This window comes from Klebsiella sp. DY2415 (genome assembly GCF_026314315.1).
GTDB classification, from domain to species: domain Bacteria; phylum Pseudomonadota; class Gammaproteobacteria; order Enterobacterales; family Enterobacteriaceae; genus Klebsiella; species Klebsiella ornithinolytica.
This window is the reverse complement of record NZ_CP111115.1, coordinates 1,722,015-1,745,154: the sequence shown is the minus strand read 5'-3', so window position 1 is coordinate 1,745,154 and position 23,140 is coordinate 1,722,015. Positions and strand designations below refer to the sequence as shown.

The following is a 23,140-nucleotide window of genomic DNA, read 5'->3' as shown; positions in this document are numbered from 1 at the left end:
ATGACAGAACTGCCCTCCAGCGTCCGCTGGCAATTATGGATAGTGGCTTTCGGCTTCTTTATGCAGTCGCTGGACACCACCATCGTGAATACCGCCCTCCCCTCGATGGCTAAAAGCCTTGGGGAGAGCCCCCTGCACATGCATATGGTTATCGTCTCCTATGTCCTGACGGTGGCGATTATGCTGCCGGCCAGCGGCTGGCTGGCGGACCGGGTGGGGGTACGCAATATCTTCTTTAGCGCCATCATTCTGTTTACGCTCGGGTCGCTATTTTGTGCTCAGGCCGCAACCCTCGATCAGCTGGTGCTGGCCCGCGTACTGCAGGGCGTCGGCGGCGCCATGATGGTACCCGTCGGTCGCCTGACGGTGATGAAAATCGTTCCGCGCGCCCAGTATATGGCGGCCATGACCTTTGTTACGCTCCCCGGCCAGGTCGGCCCGCTGCTTGGCCCGGCCCTCGGCGGCCTGCTGGTGGAATACGCCTCCTGGCACTGGATTTTCTTAATCAATATTCCGGTGGGCATTATCGGCGCCATCGCCACCTTGTGGCTGATGCCGAACTACACGCTGCAGACCCGGCGCTTCGATATGTTTGGCTTTATCCTGCTGGCGCTGGGGATGGCGACCTTAACCCTCGCGCTCGACGGTAAAAAAGGGCTGGGGATATCCCCGCTGCTGCTGAGCGCGCTGGTGGTCATTGGCGTGGCCTCGATTGTGCTCTATTTATGGTACGCCCGGGGCAACGACAACGCCCTGTTCAGCCTGAACCTGTTTCGCAACCGCACCTTCTCCCTCGGGCTCAGCGGCAGCTTTGCCGGGCGCATCGGCAGCGGTATGTTGCCCTTTATGACGCCGGTATTCCTGCAAATTGGCCTTGGCTTTACGCCGTTTCACGCCGGGATGATGATGATTCCGATGGTGCTTGGCAGCATGGGCATGAAACGTATCGTGGTGCAGGTAGTGAACCGCTTTGGCTACCGCCGCGTCTTAATGGTGGCGACCGTGGGTCTCGCGCTGGTTAGCCTGCTGTTTATGGCCGTCGCCCTGGCCGGTTGGTACTGGCTGCTGCCGGTGGTGCTGTTTGTGCAGGGGATGATCAACTCCAGCCGCTTTTCATCGATGAACACCCTGACGCTGAAAGATTTGCCGGATGATCTCGCCAGCAGCGGCAACAGCATGCTGTCGATGGTCATGCAGCTGTCGATGAGTATTGGCGTGACCCTCGCCGGGATGCTGCTCGGCCTGTTTGGTCAACAGCATATCAGCGCCGATGCCGCCACCACCCATCAGGTCTTTCTCTATACCTATCTGAGCATGGCGGTGATTATCGCGCTGCCGGCATGCCTTTTTTCCCGCGTTCCGGATGATACTGCAAGCAATACCGCTATCGCCCGACATAAAAGGAGTGAGCCGTGAAGCTATGGCGTCCCGGTATTACCGGCAAGCTGTTCCTGGCGATTTTGGCCACCTGCATCGTGCTGCTGATCAGCATGCACTGGGCGGTGCGCATCAGTTTTGAACGCGGATTTATCGATTATATCAAGCGCGGAAATGAACAGCGGCTGACGATGCTGGGCGATGCGCTGAGCGAGCAGTATGCCCTGCACGGCAACTGGAAATTTCTGCGCAATAACGATCGGTTTATTTTCCAGCTGTTAAAGTCGTTCGATCGCGATAACGACGATCGCTTCCCCGGCGGGCGCAAAACAAACGCCGGCGGCACGCCTGACGGCCGCCTGGACATCGGCCCCCCTGACACCGATGGTCCTCCGCCGGATGGTCCTCCGCCGGACGGTCCACGCGGCCCCGGCCCGGATATGCCCCCGCACGGCTGGCGCACGCTTTTCTGGGTTGTCGATCAGAAAGGACGAGTGCTGGTTGGCCCCCGCGAGCGGGTGCCTGAAGACGGCAGCCGTCGCAACATTGTGGTTAACGGCGTGTCGGTGGGCGCGGTTATCGCGTCACCGGTCGAGCGTCTGACGCGCAATACCGATATTAACTTTGACCGTCAGCAAAAGCGCACCAGCTGGCTGATTGTTGCTCTGTCGACGATCCTTGCTGCGCTGGCAACCTTCCCGCTGGCGCGCGGCCTGCTGGCACCGGTCAAACGTCTGGTCGAAGGGACCCACCGCCTGGCGGCGGGAGATTTCACCACCCGCGTGGCGGTCAGTAGTAGCGATGAACTCGGCCGCCTGGCGCAGGATTTTAACCAGCTCGCCAGCACCCTGGAACGCAACCAGCAAATGCGTCGCGACCTGATGGCGGATATTTCTCATGAGCTGCGGACCCCGCTGGCGGTGCTGCGCGGCGAACTGGAAGCGATTCAGGACGGCGTACGCAAATTCACCCCGGATTCCGTGACCTCGCTCCAGGCGGAGGTCGCCACCCTGACCAAACTGGTCGACGATCTACACCAGCTATCGATGTCCGACGAAGGCGCATTGGCCTATCAAAAAACCTCCGTGGATATCATTACGCTGCTGGAAGTCGCGGCGGGCGCTTTCCGTGAACGCTTTGCCAGCCGGGGGCTGACCATCGCCGTTTCGCTTCCGGAAAACGCGACGGTATTTGGCGACGGCGATCGCCTGATGCAGCTTTTTAATAACCTGCTGGAAAACAGCCTCCGCTATACCGATAGCGGCGGACGTCTGCTGATCAGCGCCAGCCAGACAGGCCGTCGCATCATCCTTGATTTTGCCGACAGCGGTCCGGGCGTCAGCGATCAACAGCTGGAACGGCTGTGCGAGCGCTTTTATCGTGCCGAAGGTTCACGCAACCGCGCCAGCGGCGGCTCCGGACTGGGGCTGGCTATTTGTGTCAACATCGTGGCTGCCCACGGCGGCACCTTACGGGCCGACCATTCGCCTTTTGGCGGGGTTAGCATTAAAGTAGAGTTACCTCTGGAACGTGATACACCGAGAGACGTATGAGTGAATTACCTGTTGATGAAAATACCCCACGCATTCTTGTCGTGGAAGATGAACCCAAACTGGGTCAGTTGCTGCTCGACTATCTGTTCGCAGCAGGTTATGCGCCAACGCTGATTAATCACGGCGACAAGGTTCTGCCTTACGTTCGCCAGACCCCGCCGCACTTGATCTTGTTAGATCTGATGCTGCCGGGAACCGATGGCCTGACGCTATGTCGGGAGATCCGTCGCTTTTCCGACGTTCCGGTGGTGATGGTGACGGCGAAAATTGAGGAAATCGATCGCCTGCTTGGGCTGGAGATCGGCGCCGACGATTATATCTGCAAACCCTACAGCCCGCGCGAAGTCGTCGCCAGGGTGAAAACGATCCTCCGCCGCTGCCGGCCGCGTCGGGATCTGCTGGCGCTGGATGCGGAAAGCCCGCTGATTGTCGATGAGGGCCGTTTTCAGGCCTCATGGCGCGATAAGCTGCTGGATCTGACTCCTGCCGAGTTTCGTCTGCTGAAAACCCTGTCGCAGGAGCCGGGCAAGGTTTTCTCCCGCGAGCAGCTGCTCAATCATCTGTATGATGACTATCGGGTGGTGACCGACAGAACGATCGACAGCCATATCAAAAACCTGCGGCGTAAGCTGGAGTCGCTGGACGCCGAGCAGTCCTTTATCCGCGCCGTCTACGGCGTCGGCTACCGCTGGGAGGCCGACGCCTGTCGCCTGGCGTAGGTCCCCTCCTCGTTTCACACGGGTAGATTGGGGTAAGGGGAAGGTTTACTCTCCTTACCCACAGCGCTACAATGCCCGCCCTTAATGTGTGGGCACTGTTCATAACGGTGCTTCCCCAAGTCGCCGCATCAGGTGTGGCGAATCTGACCTGTCATCAGAACGAGAACATCATGTTTAAACCGGAACTCCTTTCCCCGGCGGGAACGCTGAAAAATATGCGTTACGCCTTCGCTTATGGCGCAGACGCCGTTTATGCTGGCCAGCCGCGTTACTCTCTGCGCGTGCGCAACAACGAATTCAACCATGAAAACCTGCAGCTGGGCATCAATGAAGCCCATCAGCTGGGGAAAAAATTCTACGTGGTCGTCAACATTGCGCCGCACAACGCCAAGCTGAAAACCTTCATTCGCGATCTGAAGCCGGTGGTGGATATGGGGCCGGACGCGCTGATTATGTCCGATCCGGGTTTGATCATGCTGGTACGGGAAAACTTCCCCGATATGCAGATTCATCTGTCGGTCCAGGCCAACGCCGTTAACTGGGCGACCGTTAAATTCTGGCAGCAGATGGGGCTGAGCCGGGTCATTCTTTCCCGCGAACTGTCGCTGGATGAAATCGGCGAAATCCGCAGCCAGGTCCCGGAGATGGAACTCGAGATTTTCGTCCACGGCGCCCTGTGCATGGCCTATTCCGGCCGCTGCCTGCTCTCGGGCTATATCAACAAACGCGATCCGAACCAGGGCACCTGCACCAACGCCTGCCGCTGGGAATATAACGTCCAGGAAGGCAAAGAAGACGACGTCGGCAATATCGTCCACCAGCATGAGTCGATTCCGGTCAAGACCGTCGAACCGACGCTGGGGATCGGCGCGCCAACCGACCGGGTGTTTATGATTGAAGAGGCCAAACGACCTGGCGAATACATGACCGCCTTCGAAGATGAACACGGCACCTACATCATGAACTCCAAAGACCTGCGCGCCATTGCGCACGTCGAGCGCCTGACGCAGATGGGCGTGCACTCGCTGAAAATCGAAGGCCGCACTAAATCGTTCTATTACTGCGCGCGCACCGCTCAGGTTTACCGCAAGGCTATCGATGACGCCGCGGCGGGTAAACCGTTTGACGAAAGCCTGCTGGAAACGCTGGAAGGGTTGGCCCACCGCGGCTACACCGAAGGCTTCCTGCGTCGTCATACCCATGACGACTATCAGAACTACGAGTACGGTTATTCCCTCTCCGAGCGCCAGCAGTTTGTCGGTGAATTTACCGGCGAGCGCAACGGCCAGCTGGCCGCCGTGGCGGTGAAGAATAAATTTTCCGTCGGCGACAGCCTTGAGCTGATGACCCCGCAGGGCAACGTTAACTTCACCCTTGAACATATGGTGAATGCCAAAGGCGAGGCAATGCCGGTCGCCCCTGGCGATGGCTATACAGTATGGTTACCTGTGCCGGAAGAGATGGAGCTGCAGTATGCTCTGCTGATGCGCAACTTTACTGGTCAGACGACCAGAAATCCGCATAGCAACTAGTTTATCAGGGTTATTTTTTCAGGATGCACGGATATTAGAAACGGATCACACACCGCTTCGTTTGAAGCGGGTATCATCCATCCTGCTGAAAAACATAACCCATAAATGCTAGCTGTACCAGGAACCACCTCCTTAGCCTGCGTAATCTCCCTTACGCGGGCTTATTTTTTATCACGCCGCTGTGCGCTCCTTCTTTTCTCGCCGCCGTCCGGTTTTACAAAATGTCCATCCTCGCCTTCATGGGGTACACTTTCTGCATCTCGTACAAAAAGGAAGCCATAACTATGCCCGTGTTTCCAGCCAGCTTACTGATTCTCAATGGCAAAGGAGCTAACGAGCCGCAGTTGCGCGAAGCGATCGCGCTGTTGCGCGAGGAAGGTGTCGACATCCATGTCCGTGTGACCTGGGAAAAAGGCGATGCCGTCCGTTTTGTCGATGAAGCGCTGCAGCTTAAGGTGGGGACGGTGATTGCCGGCGGCGGCGATGGCACCATCAATGAGGTCGCCACGGCGCTGGTCCAACGTCAGAGCCAGGTGCCGCTCGGTATTCTGCCGCTGGGTACCGCCAATGATTTCGCCACCAGCGTCGGGATCCCGCAAGATCTCGCCAGCGCCCTGAAACTGGCGATCGTCGGCCGCGATATCGCCATAGACGTGGCGCGAGTGAATGACAAAACCGGCTTTATTAATATGGCAACCGGTGGCTTCGGCACCCGGATCACCACCGAAACGCCGGAAAAACTCAAAGCCGCGCTGGGCGGCGTCTCCTATCTGATTCATGGCCTGATGCGTATGGACACCCTGAAACCCGACCGCTGCGAAATCCGCGGCGAAAACTTTAGCTGGAGCGGAAACGCGCTGGTTATTGGTATCGGTAATGGTCGTCAGGCCGGTGGCGGTCAGCAGCTTTGCCCCCAGGCCCTGATTAACGATGGTCTGCTGCATTTGCGGGTTTTTACCGGCGAAGAGCTGCTCCCCGCGCTGTTTACTACCCTGGCGAACCCCGACAACTCCCCTAACCTGGTGGACGGCGTGTCGTCGTGGTTTGAAATCACCGCGCCGCACGAGATGACCTTTAACCTCGATGGCGAGCCGCTGAGCGGTAAGCATTTCCGCATGGAAATTCTCCCGGGCGCCCTGCGCTGCCGCCTGCCGCCGGACTGCGCGCTGCTGAAATAATACCAGGTGGAAAGTGAGCGCAGAACGAAGAGATTAAAAGACCGTTTACATCTCCAGGGCTTCTGCGCTCACCGATAAGGTCGTTACCCGAGGGCCAGAGCAGGCTCAGAGCGCGTCTGCAGCAGTTCCGGTAACGAGCGATGGCGGGCGACGGCGGCGGCAAAACGCGGATGCTGGCAGTCTGGCGCAATCACGACCGTGGCAATGCCCGCCGCCTGCGCTGCGCAAAAGCCATGAAAACTGTCCTCGATAACCAGACACTCCCCGGCGCTCAGCCCCAGCTTGCCCAGGGTCGAGAGGTAGACCGCCGGGTGCGGTTTGCCCCACGCCTCATCATCGGCGCTGGAAATCACATCAAAACAGGAGCGCAGAGAGAGCTTATCGAGTACCGCGGAAATCACCTGGTGAGATGAGGAGGTCGCCAGCGCAATCCGGTAGCCCAGGCCACGAAAATGCGCCAATGTCTCGTTGACGCCGCTCATCGCCGCTCCTTTGGCGGTAATTAATCCAACGATGCGTTGTAAAATGAGCGCTTCCAGCTGCTGTGGCGCAATCGCCAGCCGGCAGTGCCGACACCACACGCGGGCAATATCGTCCAGTCGTTTACCTTTCGTCAGCGTTTCACACTCCTCCTCGCTGACCGTCGCCCCCCAGCTGGCCAGCGCCTCCCGTTGCGCCTGCCGCCACAGGGCTTCTGAATCAATAATCACCCCATCCATGTCAAAAATAACCGCTTTGATGCTCATCTTCTACCTCAAACCGGGCTGACGGGGCTCGCCTGTCAGCCCGGGAACTGTGTCAGGAAAACTCAACGCTTTTGCGCGCAGGCACAGGCTTCAGGGTAAAGCCCGGCTGCTCGACGCGAATATAGGCGCAGAGGAAAAAGGCCAGCACGTACAGCGCGGTGTACGCCACCACCACCCCAATCGTACTGAAGTACGGCAGCAGCACCACCGCAATCGCCGGCGCCAGGAAGTTGGACAGCCCCGCCGACAGGTTGTAGACCGAAATGGCCGCCCCTTTATGCTGCGGCTCCAGCGCCGGGAAGACCGCCGCCATCGGCACAAACGCCGCCACGAAAATCCCCAGCGCAATCGCCGGCACCAGCGCCATGGCAAAGTTATGCCCGAAATGCTGCGGGATGTAGTAAAACGCCAGACTCGACAGCGCCATCCCGATGCAGCCAAACCAGCGCACTACTTTCATCCAGCCCAGTTTCTCGCCGAGGATCCCCCACAGTACGTTGGAGAAAATGGTGGTGAAGAAGAAAGCCGCCCACACCTGGAGCCACTCGGAGGTGGTAAAGCCCAGCTCATCGACAAACATCAATGGCATGATCACCGCAAAGCCAAACAGCGACAGGGTGTTGATGATGCGCACCATGCTGGAAAGCAAAATATTACGGTTGGTGTAGAGCAGGGTGGCAGCGCGCCCCAGCTCGGCAAACTTCTCGCGGGTGGTGAGGTTCTGCATATGGCGCGGCGTCTGAATATGGCGCAGCGAGACCAGGGCGATAATGCCGCCGGTGACGCAGAACACCAGCGCCAGCCACAGGGTGCCCAGCTCGCCAATATGCGGGATGGTAAAGCTCGGGATATAGCTGCCAAAGACGCCAATACCAATTGAGTAAACCGCCCAGAACCAGCCCAGCGCCGAGCTGGCGCCGTCGCTTTTCACGTTGTGCACGATGGCGACGATAAAGGAGTAGAGGAACAGCGGGTAGGCAAAGCCGCGAATACCGTAGAACAGCAGGATCAGCGGGTAGTTGGCGTGGCCGAGGCCAAAAATCAGGAACAGCACGTGGAACACGCACCACAGCACAAAGCCGATCAGCATGGTTTTCTGCGGAGTGATGATCTCGGCGACCACGCCGGAGATCCACGCCGACAGGGCGGCGGCGAGGCCGTAGAGGGTAAAGGCGAAGGAGGCCTGGGCCGGGGTGAAACCCAGCTCCTTGATGTAGTGCGAGAGAAAAGCCAGCTCAAAGCCGTCGCCGGTCATAAACACGGCGATGGCGATGTATCCCCAGATCAGATTCAGCGGCAGACCGAACCACTGTTTGCTATTCACGGACATAATGACCTCGTTTTCAGGGTGCAGGAAGACTCTCCGGTGCAACCACCGGAGGATTTTTTATTATTAAAATCAGTGATGTCGGTAATTCAGGTCGTTGAGATATAGCGCTTTAAATTGCGCATAGCGTTGCATCAGAATGTGATGGCGTTCAGGCGCGGCGCGCCAGGTCTGGTAGACCTCTGGTTTTTCGCAGACGGCAGCCAGCGGTTTCCCTGCCGCCAGACAGGCCAACCGCGCCGCCCCCAGCGCACCGCCGGTTTCGCCGCCTTTGTGGGTCACAACCGGCATAGCAAGAATATCCGCCAGCAGCTGCGCCCAGAACGGACTGCGGGCGCCGCCGCCGACCAGCGAACACTGTTCAATCCGCGTGCCGCTCTCTTTCAGTACCTGCAAGCCATCGTTGATACCGAAACTCACCCCCTCCAGCACCGCGTAACCCAGCTGGGCACGTAGGCTGGAATGGGTCATCCCCCAGAACATTCCGCGCGCGTCCGGATCGTTATGCGGCGTACGTTCCCCGGAAAGATAGGGCAGAAAGAACGGTGCGTTGGCTTTCTCTTCCTCGCTCAACTGGGCAATCTCTTCCAACAGCGCCACTTCGGTGGTACTGGTTAAACGGCAGAACCACTGCAGGCAGCTGGCGGCGCTGAGCATCACGCTCATCTGATGCCACAGGTTCGGTAAGACGTGGCAGAAGGCGTGCACCGCCGACTGCGGCGCCGGCCGATAGGCATCGGTCACCACGAACAACACTCCGGAAGTGCCCAGCGAGATAAATGCATCGCCCGGCGAGACCGCGCCGACGCCGATCGCGCTGACCGCGTTATCGCCACCGCCGCCGGCCACCACCACCGAGGGATTCAGGCCCCAGCGCGCGGCAACCTGCGGGTCCAGGGTGGCGGACACCTCGCAACCTTCAACCAGCGTCGGCATCTGACTGCGCGACAGGCCACACTTATCCAGCAGCGCATCGGACCAGTCGCGTTTCGCCACGTCCAGCCACAGCGTCCCGGCGGCATCCGACATATCGGAGATTTTTTTACCGGTCATTTTGTAGCGCAGATAATCCTTCGGCAGCATCACCGTTGCCGTGCGCTGAAAGTTTGCCGGCTCGTGACGGCGCACCCACAGCAGTTTTGGTGCGGTGAAGCCCGGCATCGCCAGGTTTCCGGCGACCTGATGCAGCTCAGGCGCCCTCTCCTCCAGCTCACGACACTCCTGGGCACAGCGCGTATCGTTCCACAAAATGGCCGGACGGATCACCTCCCCGCCGCTATCCAGCAGTACCGCCCCGTGCATCTGCCCGGAGAGGCCAACGGCCTTAATCGCGGACCAGTGATGGCCACATTTTTCCCGCAGTGTGGCGACCAGATATTCCGTGGCTTCCCACCACGCCTGCGGCGCCTGTTCTGACCAGTGCGGATGAAGCCGCTGAATAGTCAACGGCGCGCTATGGCTGGCGACAACCGCATTATTCTCATCAATAACCAGCGCTTTCACTTCCGAGGTGCCAAGATCGATGCCTAAGTACATAGCCCGCTCCTACTGAATCAGGGAATAGACGGCGGCAATCTTCTCGCGCATCAGCGCCAGGAAATCAGCCCGTTCAGCCAGGGAACCAAACAGCGCCCGATCTTTGGCATAAAGCGCAATCGGGTCGCTGGATTCAAACATTTCATGGACCGCCTGAGCATCGAGAATGCCATCCTGGTATTCGTAAGGCAGAGTGCCTTTGTGCCACTGTTCCATAAAGACAAAGAACAGCGCGGGCAGCATGGCCGTCGCCTCCGGGCGGGCACCGCGCTGATAGCACTCCTGTAGGGTCGGGGCGATCATCGCCGGGATTTTTGAGAACCCATCCGCCGCAACCCGCTGGTTGGTGTCCTGAATATAGGGGTTGGTGAAGCGCTTAAGGACCACGTCGCGGTAGGTCGCCAGATCGATTCCGTTGTCGCCGAGGCACGGAATCACATCTTCGGTGACGTAGCGGTCGGCAATAGCGTAAATAAAATCGGTCAACGTGCTTTCGTGGATATAGCGTTGACCCATTAACGTACCGGCCCACGCGATACAGCTGTGCGACGCATTCAGAATGCGGATTTTAGCCTCTTCGTAAGGGATAACCGAGTCAACCATCTCCACGCCGACGGCCTCCAGGTTCGGACGCTCAGCGCGGAAATTATCTTCGACCACCCACTGAATAAAGGTCTCGCCCATCACCGGCGCTTTATCGTCAATACCGGTTTGCGCCTTGATGCGCGCCGGCAGATCGGCCGCTGGCCGCGGCGTGATGCGGTCCACCATGGTGTTCGGGCAGGTCGCATTCGCCGCCAGCCATGCTATTACCGCCCGCTTGCCGGTTAACTGGAGAAACTCCACCAGCCCGTCGTGAAAGCGCTCGCCGTTGTGGCGAACGTTATCGCAGTTGAGCAGCGTCAGCGGTCCGGCGTTATCCGCCATGCGTTTTTCCAGAATGCGTGCGATGGTGCCGTAGATGGTTTTGCAGCCCCCCTGCAGATCGTTAATTAAATCCGCATTGCTGGTCTCCAGCTTATGGCTGGTATTCAGGTAGTACCCCCCTTCCGTCACGGTAAAGGCGATAACTTTGGTCTGCGGGTTTGCCCCTTCGTCAATCAGCGGCTGCAGTCCGTTCTGCCACGGCAGCAGTTTTTGAATCGAGGCGATCTCTTCATATTCGCGCTCCCCTTCCGGGCTGACGGTTTCCAGAACGTAGCGCCCGTTCTGGGCGATAAGCGCCTCAACCACCTGCTCGGCATCCTGACGAATATTGCCCGCCGCGATATGCCAGCGCGTATCGCCGGATGCGATCAACCGATGCAGATACCACGCCTGGTGCGCACGATGAAATGAACCCAGACCGATGTGAAGCCATGTGAATTGCTGATTCATATTCTGATCTCCTTGAGTGATGGGACTCACTGTAGATGATCATTTGTTCCAAATAAGAGCCATAGATCACAAAAGAGCAATTACCCAATAAAATTACAAATGACCAAATAAGAGCAAAAGCTTGCCTGATTTAAAAACCGCGGCGAGAATGCGGCTATCACCTGAATCATTCGCCATGCAGACTCCTGACGCCAGAGACCGCGGGAACCCTTTATCGGATCGAATGAGGCCGGGCCTGTTTATGACCATACGCTTAAGGCAGGGAATCATGGGTAAAGAAGAAGATATCAGGCTGGATCAGAAGGTCCGCGCCGCATGGATGTACTATATTGCCGGTCTGAATCAAAGCGAGATCGCCAGCCAGCTGGGGACTTCAAGGCCGGTGGTACAGCGAATGATCGCCGCCGCTAAAGAAGAGGGAATCGTCTCGATCGGCCTTCACCATCCGGTGGCCAACTGCCTCGACTACGCGCAGCTGTTGCAGGAGAAATACCGGCTGGTCGACTGCAATATCGTTCCCGCGTGGAGCGAAGAGAGCACGCTGGACAGCGTCTCTTTCGGCTGTTACCAGCTGATGGCCCGCTATCTGCAGGATGATAAAGCGAAAATTATCGGCATCGGCTCCGGGCTGACGCTGAAAAAGACCATGCAGCGGATCGACTTCGACAGCCTGAATACGCGCTGCGTGGCGCTGATCAGCGCCATGGACGCCGACGGCCAGTGCAACTATTACGACGATGTTCCTCTGCTGCTGGCGCGAAAAATCCAGGCCAAATATTATCAATGGCCCGCGCCGCGCTACGCGCAAACCGTAGATGAACATGAAATGTGGTGCACCAGCCGCCTGTTCCGCAACGTCTCAGGCGTGGCGCAGCAGGCGGACGTGATTTTCGTCGGCATCGGCCCGCTTGGCACCAACAGCCCCATCTTTAAAGACGGCTTTATCAACCAGGCGCAGCTGGATGAGCTGACGGCCCAGGGCGGGATTGGCGAAATTCTCGGCCGCTTCATTGATGCCGACGGCGGCGTGGTGGAGAGTAATATCAACCGGATGATCACCAGCTACGATATTCGCCAGAATCAGTGCCCGCGCATTGCGGTGGCCTGCGGAGAATATAAACGTCCGGCGATTCTGGCGGCGCTGAAGGGGGGCTGGATCAATGGCCTGGTCACGGATGAGCACACCGCCCGCTGGCTGCTGACGCGCTAGCGGCAGGCCATGCCGCCGCCGCGCTCAACGACTCAGAGGTGTTCGCGGCTACCGATCAGCAGCGGCGGGATCTCGACCAGCTGTTGGCGGGCCTCGCCGGCATCAATAATGCTGAACACCGCCTCCAGCATCGCCGGGACATTCTGCTGCACCATATCGATATCGTGACCGAGAAGATAGACAAACGGGTCCCAGTCGAAGCAGCCCATCGGCGGCTGCTCGGTGCCGGTTAATCCCAGCTGCGCCAGCCATCTGACCACCCCTTCCAGCGAAATCGTCGAGTTGACGAAGAGCCCCTGCAGATGTTCCTCCGGGGTACTGAACCGGGCCTGCATACAGGCCTCGACTTTGCCCTTTGAATAACCGGGAGCCAGCACGTTCTCATCGGGAACGCTCAGGCCCCGCGCCTGGTGCGCGTCGCGAAAGCCGCGCAGACGTTCGAGGGTATTGTGGTCGCTGCTGCGCCCGCCGACGAAGGTCAGCGGCGCCAGCCTGCCGTGACGCCTGGCGCTGTTGTCGAGGATCTTATCCGTCAACGCTCGGGCGCCGGCGTAGTTGTCCGAAATGACCGACGGCGCAAGCGTCCCCGGCAGATCGAGATTCACGGTAGGCACCCCCGCCTGCTGACAAAGCTCGGTAATTTTATCCGGGTTCGTCGCCCCGGTCGCTACCACCCAATCCACCTGCCAGGAGAGCATCGCCTTCACCGCTTCGATCTCCAGCTCAGGGCGACGACGGGTACAGGTGATAATCGGCAGCAGACCGCGCTCACGCGCCATCTCTTCAAAGCTTTCCGCAACGGAGCCGAAGTAACGGTTGTCGTATTTGGGAACAATCATGCCGATCACATGCGATTTTTTACTGCGCAGCATGCTGGCCTGGCGGTTTATCGCGTAGCCCTGCTCTTCAGCAATCCGCGTCACCTTTTCCGCAAGTTTGGCGCTGATACGCCGTTTTTTCCAGTTGCCATTGAGGATTGCACTGACCGCGCTGGCCGAAACGCCGGACAATTCCGCCAGATCGTAGATAGTGATTTTTTTCATTTTCCCAACTTGCGTCACAAATTCATTTCGCTGTTAATTTCCCCACTTGCTCAATCGATGAAGCTGGCGCAACATTAGCTTCATCGATTGAGCAACCATTATGCTCCATGGCGAATGACGTTATTCATCGCTCAGTTTTCAGCGCATATTTATAAATAACGCTTTGATTCAACACCTTAACAATTTTTCATGCATAACATCAACGCTGGCCCATGCTTATCGAGGACCAGATCGACTGACCAAACAGACTCAATGAAGGATTATAAAATGAACCACTCTGTATCCTCTATGAATACTTCTCTCAATGGTAAAGTCGCCGCCGTCACCGGTGCGGCATCCGGTATCGGCCTCGAATGCGCCAGAACCCTGCTCGCGGCGGGCGCCAAAGTGGTGCTGATCGACCGGGAAGGCGAAAAACTCACTAAGATTGTGGCTGAACTCGGCGAAAACGCCTTCGCGCTGCAGGTGGATTTAATGCAGGCCGATCAGGTCGATAATATTCTGGCCGGCATTCTCAATCTCACCGGGCGACTGGATATTTTCCATGCAAATGCCGGCGCCTACATCGGCGGACCGGTGGCCGAAGGCGACCCGGACGTCTGGGATCGCGTCCTGCATCTCAATACCAACGCCGCCTTCCGCTGCGTGCGCAGCGTACTCCCGCACATGATTGCGCAAAAGTCCGGTGACATCATCTTTACCAGCTCCATCGCCGGCGTCGTGCCGGTCATCTGGGAACCGATTTACACCGCCTCAAAATTCGCCGTGCAGGCCTTTGTACACACCACCCGCCGCCAGGTTTCGCAGCACGGCGTGCGCGTCGGTGCCGTCTTACCGGGCCCGGTAGTAACCGCCCTGCTTGACGACTGGCCGAAAGAAAAAATGGAAGAGGCGCTGGCCAACGGCAGCCTGATGCAGCCGATTGAAGTCGCGGAGTCGGTGCTGTTTATGGTAACGCGCTCGAAAAACGTGACCGTACGCGATCTCGTTATCCTGCCTAACAGCGTCGATCTGTGATTATTTAACCCGGGAGGCTTAAGGACGGCTTTATGAATAACGATACCCAAACCATTATTGGCGTTGATGTCGGCTCCGGCAGCGTGCGCGCCGGCATCTTCAACCTTCAGGGCAAGCTGCTTGCCCATGCCACGCGGGAAATCACCCTGTTTCGCAGCGCGGGAAACCAGGTGGAACAATCCAGCCGCCAGATTTGGCAGGCGGTCTGCGAGTGTATTAAAACCGCCGTGGCGCACTCCGGCATGCCGCCGGAGTCGGTCGCCGGGATTGGTTTTGACGCCACCTGTTCGTTAGTCGTGGTTGGTGAAAACGGAGAGCCGCTGGCGGTCGGGCCTTCCGACGATCCTGACCGCAACATCATCGTCTGGATGGATCACCGCGCCATCGGCCAGGCGGAGCAGATTAACACCACCGGACATGCCGTATTGCAGTACGTCGGCGGCAGGATTTCGCCGGAGATGGAAACGCCGAAAATCCTCTGGCTCAAGGAGAACCGCCCGCATATCTATGAGCAGGCGCGCCACTTTTTCGACCTGGCCGATTACCTGACCTGGCGCGCCACCGGCGACTTAGCTCGTTCGGTGTGTACCGTCACCTGCAAATGGACCTACCTGGCCCATGAGCAGCGCTGGGATGCCGGCTACTTCCGGCAGATTGGTCTGGGAGATCTGGCCGAAGATAACTTTGCGCGCATTGGCCAGCGTATTGTCGACCCGGGAACGCCGTGCGGTCAGGGCCTTTGCGCAGAAGTGGCGCACGAGATGGGCCTGCCGGTCGGTACCCCTGTAGCGGTGGGCATGATTGATGCCCACGCCGGCGGTATCGGCACCGTGGGGGTTCTCAACGGCGCGGTCAGCAACATGGCCTATGTTTTCGGCACCTCCTCCTGCACCATGACTACCACCCCAGACGCCGTCTTCGTGCCCGGCGTCTGGGGGCCTTACTACTCTGCCATGGTACCGGGCCTGTGGCTGAGCGAAGGCGGGCAAAGCGCGGCAGGCGCCGCCATCGACCAGCTGTTAAGTTTCCATCCTGCGGCGGCGCAGGCACGCGAGCTGGCACAGGAAGCGGGCGTACCGCTGCCGGTCTATCTCGCCGATCGGGTGCTGGCCCAGGTGGCGACCCCTTCCGAGGCCGCCGGACTCGCCGCCGGACTGCACGTGGTGCCGGAGTTCTTAGGTAACCGCGCGCCGCTGGCGGACCCGGATGCCAAAGCGGTCATTGCCGGATTGGGCATGGAGCGCGATCTGGATAATCTGCTGGCGCTCTACGTCGCGGGATTATGCGGTATCGGCTACGGCCTGCGGCAGATTGTTGACGCGCAAAAGGCCTGCGGGATTAACAGCGAGAATATCGTCATCAGCGGCGGCGCAGGGCAGCATCCGCTGGTGCGCCAGCTGCTGGCCGATGCCTGCGGTATGACGATTGTCAGCACCGAATGCAGCGAACCGGTGCTGTTAGGTTCGGCCATTCTGGGCGCCGTGGCCGGCCGGGTTTCCGCCTCGCTGCCGGAAGCGATGAAGCAATTCACCCGGGTAGATAAAACCTACCGCTGTACGACGCAATATCAAGCGCTTCATCAGCGTCGCTACGAAGCTTACCTGGCGTTGCAACAGGCCGCCCGGCTGATTCGGGAGTAGCGTCCCGAGACTCTGCCCCACTCTTTTAATAATAAAAAAACCTCCGGTGACGACACCGGAGTGTCTTCCTGCACCCTGAAAACGAGGTCATTATGTCCGTGAATAGCAAACAGTGGTTCGGTCTGCCGCTGAATCTGATCTGGGGATACATCGCCATCGCCGTGTTTATGACCGGCGACGGCTTTGAGCTGGCTTTTCTCTCGCACTACATCAAGGAGCTGGGTTTCACCCCGGCCCAGGCTTCTTTCGCCTTTACCCTCTACGGCCTCGCCGCCGCCCTGTCGGCGTGGATCTCCGGCGTGGTCGCCGAGATCATCACCCCGCAGAAAACCATGCTGATCGGCTTTGTGCTGTGGTGCGTGTTCCACGTGCTGTTCCTGATTTTTGGCCTCGGCCACGCCAACTACCCGCTGATCCTGCTGTTCTACGGTATTCGCGGCTTTGCCTACCCGCTGTTCCTCTACTCCTTTATCGTCGCCATCGTGCACAACGTGAAAAGCGACGGCGCCAGCTCGGCGCTGGGCTGGTTCTGGGCGGTTTACTCAATTGGTATTGGCGTGTTCGGCAGCTATATCCCGAGCTTTACCATCCCGCACATCGGCGAGCTGGGCACCCTGTGGCTGGCGCTGGTGTTCTGCGTCACCGGCGGCATTATCGCCCTCGTCTCGCTGCGCCATATTCAGACGCCGCGCCATATGCAGAACCTCACCACCCGCGAGAAGTTTGCCGAGCTGGGGCGCGCCGCCACCCTGCTCTACACCAACCGTAATATTTTGCTTTCCAGCATGGTGCGCATCATCAACACCCTGTCGCTGTTTGGCTTTGCGGTGATCATGCCATTGATGTTTGTCGATGAGCTGGGCTTTACCACCTCCGAGTGGCTCCAGGTGTGGGCGGCTTTCTTCTTCACCACCATTTTCTCTAACGTTTTCTGGGGGATCGTGGCGGAGAAGATGGGCTGGATGAAGGTGATTCGCTGGTTTGGCTGTATCGGGATGGCGCTGTCGAGCCTGGCGTTTTACTACATCCCGCAGCATTTCGGGCATAACTTTGCCATGGCGCTGGTGCCGGCGATTGCGCTGGGGATTTTTGTGGCGGCGTTTGTGCCGATGGCGGCGGTCTTCCCGGCGCTGGAGCCGCAGCATAAAGGGGCGGCCATTTCGGTCTACAACCTGTCGGCGGGGCTGTCCAACTTCCTGGCGCCGGCGATTGCGGTGGTGCTGCTGCCGTACTTCAGTACGATTGGGGTGGTGGTGGCGTACACCGCGCTGTACGTGCTGGCCTTTTTCCTCTGCGCCTATATTCGCGTCGAGCAGCCGGGCGTGACCCGCCCCTCCGTCGCCGTCGCGCTGAAAACGAGCGTCTCCTGAGCATAAAAACCCCTTCCCGACAGAGAGTAATGCCGATCGTTTACGGGTCGGCTGACCGATCCGGCAAAGGTGTAAGAATCCGTCACCTCACAGAGATTGGCGGTTTTTTATGCGGCGCTGTCAGGTTTTCAACACGTCTGCAGGCGAGGCTGTCCTCGCCGGTGATAAAGCAAAAAAAATGCTGGTCACCTTAAGTGGCCAGCATGACGCCCGACAGAGCAATTTTTTTACCGCATACAGGATCAGGCGATCGTCACTTTGCCATCGAGGTAAACATCCTGTACGGCGTTGATCAGCTTCACGCCGTCGCTCATCGATTTTTTAAACGCTTTACGACCGAGAATCAGCCCCATCCCGCCCGCACGCTTATTGATGACCGCCGTACGTACGGCATCAGACAGGTCAGTTTCACCGCCCGCCGCGCCGCCGGAGTTAATCAACCCGGCGCGTCCCATATAGCAGTTCGCCAGCTGATAACGGACCAGATCGATAGGATTCTCCGAGGTCAGCTTGCTATAGACGCGATCGTCAGTGTAACCAAAGTTCACCGCCTTATAGCCGCCGTTATTTTCCGCCATTTTCTGCTTCACGATATCGGCGCCAATGGTGGCCGCCAGATGGTTAGCCTGCCCGGTTAAATCGGCCGACACATGATAATCGACGCCATCTTTCTTAAACGCCGGGTTACGCAGATAGGCCCACAGCACGGTCACCAGCCCCAGTTCATGCGCGCGTTCAAACGCCGCGGAGATCTCTTCAATCTGCCGACGCGACTCTTCGGAACCGAAATAGATCGTCGCGCCCACCGCCACCGCCCCCATATTAAAGGCCTGCTCAACGCTGGCGTACAGCGTCTGGTCGAAGGTGTTCGGGTAACTCAGCGTCTCGTTATGATTTAGCTTCACCAGGAAGGGAATGCGGTGCGCATACCGACGCGATACCGAGGCCAGTACGCCATAGGTGGACGCTACGCAGTTACAACCGGCTTCGATAGCCAGTTCGACGATATTTTTCGGATCAAAGTAGAGCGGGTTGGCGGCAAAAGAGGCGCCCGCCGAGTGTTCCACGCCCTGGTCTACCGGCAGGATGGAAAGGTATCCGGTTCCGGCCAGGCGCCCCGTATTGTACAGGGTCTGCATATTACGCAGCACCGCCGGCGGACGATTGTTATCCACCATGACCCGGTCAACGTAATCCGCCCCCGGCAGATAAAGCTGGTCGGCTGGAATGGTCATACAACGGTGCTGTAAAAGGCTGTCGGCATCTTTGCCAAGCAACTGCGTAATATCAGTCATAGCTATGCTCCCGTAAGTGCCGGCCGCAGCCGGCATGTATTATCCTGACCCACTTATTTGGGCAGGTTAAGCCTGGTACCGTCTTAGCATATTTTCCAGCCGGAATCGCACTTTTCAGCCATTTCAGCTGGCACGATTCAGGGACAAAAAGTGTTAGCCTGCTCAAACAATCCGCTCAAAGGTATTTTAAAGGTATTATCAAGTGGTATCTTAAAGGCGTACCATACCTGTCATGAAGGATCTAAAGATGAAAACTACAGCAAAGCTGTCGTTCATGATGTTCGTTGAATGGTTTATCTGGGGAGCCTGGTTTGTCCCTCTCTGGCTGTGGCTGAGTAAAAGCGGCTTCAGCGCCGGTGAAATCGGCTGGTCCTATGCCTGTACCGCCATCGCCGCGATTCTTTCGCCGATCCTGGTGGGATCGCTGACCGACCGCTTCTTTTCCGCACAGAGAGTGCTGGCGGTGCTGATGTTCGCCGGGGCGATATTGATGTACTTCGCCGCGCAGCAGACGACCTTCGGCGGCTTCTTCCCGCTCCTGCTCGCCTACTCGTTAACCTACATGCCGACCATTGCGCTGACCAACAGCATCGCCTTTTCTAACGTGGCGGACGTTGAGCGCGATTTCCCGCGGATTCGGGTGATGGGGACGATCGGCTGGATCGGCTCCGGGCTGGTATGCGGATTTTTACCGCAGATGTTCGGTCTGAGCGACATTTCGCCCACCAATGTCCCGCTGCTGATTGCCGCCGGCAGCTCTGCGCTGCTCGGCGTCTTTGCCCTGTTCCTGCCGGACACGCCGCCGAAAAGCCGTGGAAAACTGGACCTGAAAGTGATGCTGGGGCTGGATGCGTTAATCCTGCTGCGCGACAAAAACTTCCTCGTCTTTTTCTTCTGCTCTTTTCTGTTTGCCATGCCGCTGGCCTTCTATTACATCTTCGCCAACGGCTACCTCACCGAAGCCGGCATGAAGCACGCCACCGGATGGATGACCCTCGGCCAGTTCTCTGAAATCTTCTTTATGCTGGCTCTGCCGTTCTTTACTAAACGGTTTGGTATTAAAAAGGTTCTGTTACTTGGTCTGATCACCGCCGCCATTCGCTATGGCTTTTTTGTCTTCGGCGGCGCGGAGAACTATTTCACCTATACGCTGATGTTCCTCGGCATTCTGCTGCACGGCGTCAGCTACGATTTTTACTACGTTACCGCCTATATCTACGTTGATAAGAAGGCGCCGGTATCGATGCGTAATGCGGCCCAGGGGTTAATTACGCTCTGCTGCCAGGGCTTTGGCAGCCTGCTCGGTTACCGCCTCGGCGGCGTGATGATGGAAAAAATGTTCGCCTACCCGCAACCCGTCAACGGGCTCACCTTCAACTGGGCGGGCATGTGGACGTTCGGCGCCATAATGATTGCGATTATCGCCGTGCTGTTCATGGTGTTTTTCCGGGAATCGGACAAAGAAATTACGACCATCGACGTCGATACAGAAAATGCTGAGCTTAAACAAGGGGAAGTGAAATGAAAGCAGAACGTATTCTCGGTGCTCTTTACGGGCAGGCGTTAGGGGATGCGATGGGCATGCCGTCAGAGCTATGGCCACGATCGCGGGTGAAAGCCCATTTTGGCTGGATCGACCGCTTCCTGCCGGGCCCGGCGGAGAATAACGCCGCCTGCTACTTTGCCGAGGCGGAATTTACCGATGACACCTCGATGGCCCTGTGCCTCGCTGACGCCATTATCGAATGCGACGGGCAGATCGTCCCGGATGTCATTGGCCGACATATTCTGCGTTGGGCAGAAGGCTTTGATGCATTTAATAAAAACGTCTTAGGACCGACATCGAAAATTGCTCTCAACGCGATTCGCAACGGCAAACCGGTAAGCGAACTGGACAATAACGGCGTGACCAACGGCGCGGCGATGCGCGCCTCGCCGCTGGGCTGCCTGCTGCCGGGCGACAATCTTGATGCATTTATCAGCGACGTGGCCGCGGCCTCCAGCCCGACGCATAAATCGGATTTAGCCATCGCCGGCGCGACGGTTATCGCCTGGGCAATCTCCCGCGCCGTTGACGGCGCCGGCTGGCCAGCGATTGTTGACGCCCTGCCGGCCGTGGCGCGCCACGCGCAGGAACAGAAGACCACAACCTTTAGCGCCTCGCTGGCGCTGCGTATTGAGCTGGCGTTACGCACCGTACGCCAGGCAGATGGCCTCGAGTCTGCCAGCGAGCAGCTTTATCAGCTGATTGGCGCCGGAACCAGCACCATTGAATCCGTCCCGTGCGCGATAGCGATGGTGGAACTGGCCGGTACCGACCCTAACCGCTGCGCCATTCTCTGCGCCAATCTGGGCGGCGATACCGATACCATCGGGGCCATGGCGACGGCGATTTGCGGCGCGTTACACGGGATTTCCGCCATCGATAGTGCTTTCAAGGCACGCCTGGACGAGGTCAATAAGCTGGACTTCACGCGCTACGCCGATGCCCTGATGCACTATCGTCAGCAGCGGGAGGCCGAATGAATGCCCAACAGTTAACGGATAAACTGGCCACGCTGAAGGCGCAACGTCCGGTCACCGTCCTCGGCGCCGCGGTGATTGACGTGATCGCCGACGCCTATGCTCTGCCCTGGCGCGGATGTGATATCGAACTGCAGCAACAGAGCGTTAATGTCGGCGGCTGCGCGTTAAACATCGCCGTGACCTTAAAAAGGCTGGGGATCGATGCACAAAATGCGCTGCCGATTGGCCAGGGCGTGTGGGCGGAAATTATCCGCCAGCGCCTCGCCAAAGAGGGGTTAACCAGCGTCATCAGCCAGGCAGACGGCGACAATGGCTGGTGCCTGGCGCTGGTAGAGCCGGACGGCGAGCGGACCTTTATGTCCTTCAGCGGTGTGGAAAATCAGTGGTGTGATGCGTGGCTCGAACGCGTGCATGCCCCCTCCGGCAGCCTGGTCTATCTTTCCGGCTATCAGCTGGCATCCGCCAGCGGCGAACGACTGGTCTCCTGGCTGGAACGGCAGCCGCAGGTAAGCGCCTTTATCGACTTTGGCCCGCGGATTGCCGATATTCCCGAAACGCTGATGACGCGTCTGATGGCCCTGAAGCCACTGGTTTCCGTCAACCGCCAGGAAGCCGTCATCGCGGCTGAAGCGCACGGATTTTCGCCCGAGGTCAGCGCATTTGGCGCCGCCTGGCTGAAGAAATATGCCGCACCGCTGATTGTGCGTCTGGATAAAGAAGGCGCCTGCTATTTCAGCCCGCAGGAGAGCGGTCTCGCCGCCCCTTTCCCGACCACGGTCGTCGATACGATCGGCGCCGGGGACAGTCACGCCGGCGGTACGCTTGCCGGGCTGGCCGCCGGCTGGAGTCTGGGGGAGGCGGTGACGCTGGGGAATGCCGTTGCGGCCTGGGTCGTGGGCCATCGGGGCGGCGATTGCGCCCCGCACCGCGAAGCGCTACTCCTCGCACACAAAAACGTATAGATCGCTGCGGCAGTAGCTGATGCTGTATTCAATGGGGTGCTGGTACTGATCGAGGGCAACCTGTTTGATCACCAGCACCGGGATGGCGCTGTCCATTTTAATATGCGACTGAAATTCGGCGTCCGGCATCCGGGCGCTGACGCGCGAGCGGGTCCGCTGCGGCAGAATCTGCTGGCTGCGAAAGTAGTCATACAGCGAGACGCTGATCGCATCGACGTCATGGATCAGATGCGCAGGCACCCAGGACTCTTCGAGCGAGACCGCGTCCTCGTCAACATACCGAATGCGTTTGAGCATAAATACATCGCTGCCCACCGCGATTGCCAGCTGGCGGGCAACCTCCTCCGGACATTTGACAACGCGTTTATTCACCCACAGCGTATCCGGCTTCTTGCCGCGTAAAACCACCTGCTGAGTAAAGCCGCGCGCTTCTTTCAGCGAATATTCAAAGATATTGTTGATCTGCGTCCCGTAACCCCGCGAGCGGGTCACCACGCCTTCGTCTTCCAGCAGCTGGAGCGCTTTGCGGACGGTGATGCGCGACACGCCGGTCAGCTGGCTGAGATCGCGTTCACCGGGAAGAATATTGCCATTTTCCAGCCAGCCGCTGCGCACGGCATCCTTAATCGTGTCGGCAAACTTCAGATAGAGCGGCGCGTTATCCGACGCCGCAATCCGTTCAACAAGCTGGCTAATTAACCGGGTATGCGCCTGTTCCATTTATCTTTTCCT

The 23,140-nt window shown here is 58.5% G+C and carries 19 protein-coding genes; 12 read left to right on the top strand and 7 right to left on the bottom strand.

The genetic code is table 11. The features are described from left to right. The 5 genes from mdtD to yegS all read left to right on the top strand — a co-directional run bounded on the left by mdtD (nt 1) and on the right by yegS (nt 6,359). The gene (gene mdtD / locus OQV00_RS08175) at nt 1-1,416 is read left to right on the top strand and encodes an MFS transporter (RefSeq protein ID WP_032717919.1); all 1,416 of its coding nucleotides are present in this window, start codon (nt 1-3) and stop codon (nt 1,414-1,416) included. Next, a complete protein-coding gene (gene baeS / locus OQV00_RS08170) occupies nt 1,413-2,930 on the top strand; it encodes an envelope stress sensor histidine kinase BaeS (protein ID WP_015583881.1) in 1,518 nt (505 codons plus the stop codon). The genes mdtD and baeS overlap by 4 nt, the downstream gene beginning before the upstream one ends. Then, the gene (baeR, locus tag OQV00_RS08165; protein WP_004864635.1) at nt 2,927-3,649 is read left to right on the top strand and encodes an envelope stress response regulator BaeR; all 723 of its coding nucleotides are present in this window, start codon (nt 2,927-2,929) and stop codon (nt 3,647-3,649) included. The genes baeS and baeR overlap by 4 nt, the downstream gene beginning before the upstream one ends. A gap of 170 nt (nt 3,650-3,819) precedes the next feature. After that, nucleotides 3,820-5,181 carry a prephenate-dependent tRNA uridine(34) hydroxylase TrhP gene (gene trhP, locus OQV00_RS08160; RefSeq protein WP_137055990.1) on the top strand — a complete coding sequence of 454 codons (1,362 nt, stop codon included), beginning with the start codon at nt 3,820-3,822 and terminating at the stop codon, nt 5,179-5,181. Nucleotides 5,182-5,465: 284 nt separating this feature from the next. Beyond that, nucleotides 5,466-6,359, top strand: coding sequence for a lipid kinase YegS (yegS, locus tag OQV00_RS08155; protein WP_015583876.1), 894 nt, complete (start codon nt 5,466-5,468; stop codon nt 6,357-6,359). An 83-nt stretch (nt 6,360-6,442) separates the two neighbouring features. Here the strand turns inward: yegS and OQV00_RS08150 are convergent, their stop codons facing one another. The 4 genes from OQV00_RS08150 to dalD all read right to left on the bottom strand — a co-directional run bounded on the left by OQV00_RS08150 (nt 6,443) and on the right by dalD (nt 11,345). Then, nucleotides 6,443-7,105, bottom strand: coding sequence for an HAD family hydrolase (locus OQV00_RS08150; RefSeq protein ID WP_015583875.1), 663 nt, complete (start codon nt 7,103-7,105; stop codon nt 6,443-6,445). A gap of 52 nt (nt 7,106-7,157) precedes the next feature. Next, a complete protein-coding gene (locus OQV00_RS08145) occupies nt 7,158-8,435 on the bottom strand; it encodes an RbtT/DalT/CsbX family MFS transporter (protein ID WP_064356845.1) in 1,278 nt (425 codons plus the stop codon). Nucleotides 8,436-8,504: 69 nt separating this feature from the next. Further along, nucleotides 8,505-9,968 carry a xylulokinase gene (xylB, locus tag OQV00_RS08140; RefSeq protein ID WP_266280137.1) on the bottom strand — a complete coding sequence of 488 codons (1,464 nt, stop codon included), beginning with the start codon at nt 9,966-9,968 and terminating at the stop codon, nt 8,505-8,507. A gap of 9 nt (nt 9,969-9,977) precedes the next feature. Continuing rightward, complete coding sequence (gene dalD, locus OQV00_RS08135) at nt 9,978-11,345, bottom strand: D-arabinitol 4-dehydrogenase (RefSeq protein ID WP_015583872.1); 1,368 nt, start codon at nt 11,343-11,345, stop codon at nt 9,978-9,980. A gap of 268 nt (nt 11,346-11,613) precedes the next feature. Here dalD and OQV00_RS08130 point away from each other — a divergent pair, with 268 nt between their 5' ends. After that, the gene (locus OQV00_RS08130) at nt 11,614-12,555 is read left to right on the top strand and encodes a sugar-binding transcriptional regulator (protein ID WP_032717927.1); all 942 of its coding nucleotides are present in this window, start codon (nt 11,614-11,616) and stop codon (nt 12,553-12,555) included. A gap of 32 nt (nt 12,556-12,587) precedes the next feature. Here the strand turns inward: OQV00_RS08130 and OQV00_RS08125 are convergent, their stop codons facing one another. After that, entirely contained in the window at nt 12,588-13,598 is a 1,011-nt protein-coding gene (locus OQV00_RS08125) for a LacI family DNA-binding transcriptional regulator (RefSeq protein WP_004864654.1), read from the bottom strand. Between the two features lie 267 nt (nt 13,599-13,865). Between OQV00_RS08125 and OQV00_RS08120 the strand changes: the two genes are divergently transcribed. From OQV00_RS08120 to OQV00_RS08110, 3 genes are all read left to right on the top strand, one after another. Next, nucleotides 13,866-14,615, top strand: coding sequence for an SDR family oxidoreductase (locus tag OQV00_RS08120; RefSeq protein WP_004864656.1), 750 nt, complete (start codon nt 13,866-13,868; stop codon nt 14,613-14,615). A 32-nt stretch (nt 14,616-14,647) separates the two neighbouring features. Continuing rightward, a complete protein-coding gene (locus OQV00_RS08115) occupies nt 14,648-16,255 on the top strand; it encodes an FGGY-family carbohydrate kinase (RefSeq protein WP_015583869.1) in 1,608 nt (535 codons plus the stop codon). A gap of 92 nt (nt 16,256-16,347) precedes the next feature. Further along, nucleotides 16,348-17,625: an RbtT/DalT/CsbX family MFS transporter gene (locus OQV00_RS08110; protein WP_155074973.1), complete on the top strand. Its 1,278-nt coding sequence runs from the start codon at nt 16,348-16,350 to the stop codon at nt 17,623-17,625. Nucleotides 17,626-17,867: 242 nt separating this feature from the next. On the opposite strand, the gene fbaB is transcribed toward OQV00_RS08110, so the two are convergent. Then, nucleotides 17,868-18,920 (bottom strand): class I fructose-bisphosphate aldolase, encoded by a 1,053-nt coding sequence (gene fbaB, locus OQV00_RS08105; protein ID WP_015583867.1) that lies wholly within the window; start codon nt 18,918-18,920, stop codon nt 17,868-17,870. A 247-nt stretch (nt 18,921-19,167) separates the two neighbouring features. On the opposite strand from fbaB, the gene OQV00_RS08100 reads away from it, so the two are divergent. Genes OQV00_RS08100 through OQV00_RS08090 form a run of 3 tightly spaced genes read left to right on the top strand, consistent with a single transcriptional unit; the run spans nt 19,168 to nt 22,408 of the window. After that, entirely contained in the window at nt 19,168-20,445 is a 1,278-nt protein-coding gene (locus tag OQV00_RS08100; RefSeq protein WP_015583866.1) for a nucleoside permease, read from the top strand. Further along, nucleotides 20,442-21,446, top strand: coding sequence for an ADP-ribosylglycohydrolase family protein (locus OQV00_RS08095; protein ID WP_064356844.1), 1,005 nt, complete (start codon nt 20,442-20,444; stop codon nt 21,444-21,446). The genes OQV00_RS08100 and OQV00_RS08095 overlap by 4 nt, the downstream gene beginning before the upstream one ends. Then, nucleotides 21,443-22,408, top strand: coding sequence for a PfkB family carbohydrate kinase (locus tag OQV00_RS08090; protein ID WP_032717943.1), 966 nt, complete (start codon nt 21,443-21,445; stop codon nt 22,406-22,408). The genes OQV00_RS08095 and OQV00_RS08090 overlap by 4 nt, the downstream gene beginning before the upstream one ends. Here OQV00_RS08090 and OQV00_RS08085 read toward each other — a convergent pair. Next, nucleotides 22,382-23,128, bottom strand: a complete 747-nt coding sequence (locus tag OQV00_RS08085) for a GntR family transcriptional regulator (protein ID WP_015583863.1) — start codon at nt 23,126-23,128, stop codon at nt 22,382-22,384. The two genes, OQV00_RS08090 and OQV00_RS08085, sit on opposite strands and share 27 nt — an antisense overlap. Nucleotides 23,129-23,140: the final 12 nt, after the last annotated feature.

Coding starts and splice junctions, on each gene's coding strand:
- OQV00_RS08110 (WP_155074973.1), top strand. CDS start 16,348: ATGTCCGTGAATAGCAAACAGTGGTTCGGTCTGCCGCTGAATCTGATC.
- OQV00_RS08115 (WP_015583869.1), top strand. CDS start 14,648: ATGAATAACGATACCCAAACCATTATTGGCGTTGATGTCGGCTCCGGC.
- baeR (WP_004864635.1), top strand. CDS start 2,927: ATGAGTGAATTACCTGTTGATGAAAATACCCCACGCATTCTTGTCGTG.
- OQV00_RS08120 (WP_004864656.1), top strand. CDS start 13,866: ATGAACCACTCTGTATCCTCTATGAATACTTCTCTCAATGGTAAAGTC.
- trhP (WP_137055990.1), top strand. CDS start 3,820: ATGTTTAAACCGGAACTCCTTTCCCCGGCGGGAACGCTGAAAAATATG.
- mdtD (WP_032717919.1), top strand. CDS start 1: ATGACAGAACTGCCCTCCAGCGTCCGCTGGCAATTATGGATAGTGGCT.
- OQV00_RS08145 (WP_064356845.1), bottom strand. CDS start 8,435: ATGTCCGTGAATAGCAAACAGTGGTTCGGTCTGCCGCTGAATCTGATC.
- yegS (WP_015583876.1), top strand. CDS start 5,466: ATGCCCGTGTTTCCAGCCAGCTTACTGATTCTCAATGGCAAAGGAGCT.
- xylB (WP_266280137.1), bottom strand. CDS start 9,968: ATGTACTTAGGCATCGATCTTGGCACCTCGGAAGTGAAAGCGCTGGTT.
- OQV00_RS08125 (WP_004864654.1), bottom strand. CDS start 13,598: ATGAAAAAAATCACTATCTACGATCTGGCGGAATTGTCCGGCGTTTCG.
- OQV00_RS08130 (WP_032717927.1), top strand. CDS start 11,614: ATGGGTAAAGAAGAAGATATCAGGCTGGATCAGAAGGTCCGCGCCGCA.
- OQV00_RS08150 (WP_015583875.1), bottom strand. CDS start 7,105: ATGAGCATCAAAGCGGTTATTTTTGACATGGATGGGGTGATTATTGAT.
- OQV00_RS08085 (WP_015583863.1), bottom strand. CDS start 23,128: ATGGAACAGGCGCATACCCGGTTAATTAGCCAGCTTGTTGAACGGATT.
- dalD (WP_015583872.1), bottom strand. CDS start 11,345: ATGAATCAGCAATTCACATGGCTTCACATCGGTCTGGGTTCATTTCAT.
- OQV00_RS08100 (WP_015583866.1), top strand. CDS start 19,168: ATGAAAACTACAGCAAAGCTGTCGTTCATGATGTTCGTTGAATGGTTT.
- OQV00_RS08095 (WP_064356844.1), top strand. CDS start 20,442: ATGAAAGCAGAACGTATTCTCGGTGCTCTTTACGGGCAGGCGTTAGGG.
- fbaB (WP_015583867.1), bottom strand. CDS start 18,920: ATGACTGATATTACGCAGTTGCTTGGCAAAGATGCCGACAGCCTTTTA.
- OQV00_RS08090 (WP_032717943.1), top strand. CDS start 21,443: ATGAATGCCCAACAGTTAACGGATAAACTGGCCACGCTGAAGGCGCAA.